This is a genomic window from Phyllobacterium sp. P5_D12 (assembly GCF_054049495.1).
Genome location: NZ_JBFUMG010000845.1, coordinates 1 through 1,414, shown reverse-complemented (window position 1 = coordinate 1,414; position 1,414 = coordinate 1). Strand labels below are relative to the sequence as shown.

2 protein-coding genes are annotated in these 1,414 nt (G+C 59.3%); one reads left to right on the top strand and one right to left on the bottom strand.

Going from position 1 to position 1,414, the window contains the following annotated elements; all coding sequences use genetic code 11:
- The first annotated feature begins 540 nt into the window (after positions 1-540).
- Positions 541-741, top strand: coding sequence for a hypothetical protein (locus ACXJ5O_RS26975; protein WP_457302593.1), 201 nt, complete (start codon positions 541-543; stop codon positions 739-741).
- Positions 742-764: 23 nt separating this feature from the next.
- On the opposite strand, the gene ACXJ5O_RS26970 is transcribed toward ACXJ5O_RS26975, so the two are convergent.
- Positions 765-1,414 (bottom strand): bestrophin-like domain (locus ACXJ5O_RS26970; RefSeq protein WP_457302592.1); only part of this gene is annotated, 650 nt, incomplete at its 5' end.

The following is a 1,414-nucleotide window of genomic DNA, read 5'->3' as shown; positions in this document are numbered from 1 at the left end:
GCGCGAGTGTGAGGCAGCGCGGCCAGTGGGAACGCGTGTCGGACGTGCTCGACAAGATACGCGTGCGGCATGGGTCGAAGGCGCTGAACCTTGGCCCGAACAACGGCCCGGGCAATTATATAGGCTCCAAGATCGCATTCGGACGGATACCGGAACCGGAGGATTTTTGAGGGCGGTCGCTGCTCCTTGCCATTTAAAGCGCTCTCCTCTCCGTCATCCTCGGGCTTGACCCGAGGACCCACGGCAAAGCGGTAATGCCAATTGAATCGATCCAACGGGATCCAGCGAAGTGAACTGCTTGGCTTCATTGAGATGCAATTATCTGGAATGCGTCGCACGAGGCACAATCATGGCGCTTCTCGTCCGTGGGTCCTCGGGTCAAGCCCGAGGACCCACGGAGAGGCAGGTGCTTCAAGCAGGTTCGACAAGCTCACCATGAGGGAGGCCAGTGGATGGCAGATACACGCCAAATGCAGATGTCAAAGCGCGGCCACCATGCTAAAGCGGGTGCAAGTCCGACCTGCACAAGAGGAGACAGATATGGGTATTGTGAAACTGGCTGCCGCCCTTGTGGTCTTATCCATGCTTGCCGGCTGCAATAGCACGAGCTCGCGCAACAGCTGGCAGACCCGTGTGGAAAACTATTTCATGAACCCGGCCCGCTCCTGTGCATCCGGCTATTATGATTGCACGCTTCGCAGCAGCAACAGGACGCGCGACCAGACCCACAACCGGCACTGAAATCATACGCGATGCGGCGCGGCTCAATCCGCCGGCGGCGGCAAGGCGGCGATCTGTTCCTGCAGCCGCAGGAACGGACCGGGGCTGAGTTCCGCGGGCTGCATATAGGGGTTGGAGAAGGCGTAGATGAGAAACAGGATAACGCCGGTATAGGCGCCGAAAAGTGAGATCAGCACGACATTGCGGCGCGTCGGCGGATAGGAATAATAGGCCAGCGCGATGAAGATCATCCCGGAAATGGCGGCGAACCAGAATATGCCGCTGAGAGCATCGGCAACGGTGCTCTCGCGCTTCGTGCGGCTTTCCGAGACAAGGTAAATCCGGTCGAGCATGTGGTTGCGCAGGCTTTGCTGGCGCGGATTTGTCGGCACCAGATCGAGGATCGCGCGATAGGCTTCATCCCACTGTGTCCAGGCTTCCGGCGAAAGCCGGTTGGTCTCGCCGAGCCCGCGCCACTCCTTGTCGATGACGACGCGGATATAGTCGGAAAGCTCCTTCTGGATCTTCACCTTCTCGGTGTCGCCGTAGCGCCCGGCATCGAAATAGATGTCGGCGATGGCATTGGCTTCGGTGGCGGTTTGCAGCCGGAGTTGCTGGTAGCTGAACATTTCCTGCGCAAAAACCAGCGCCAGGATCAGCCCATGCAGGGCGGAGATACGGAAGACGACCGAAC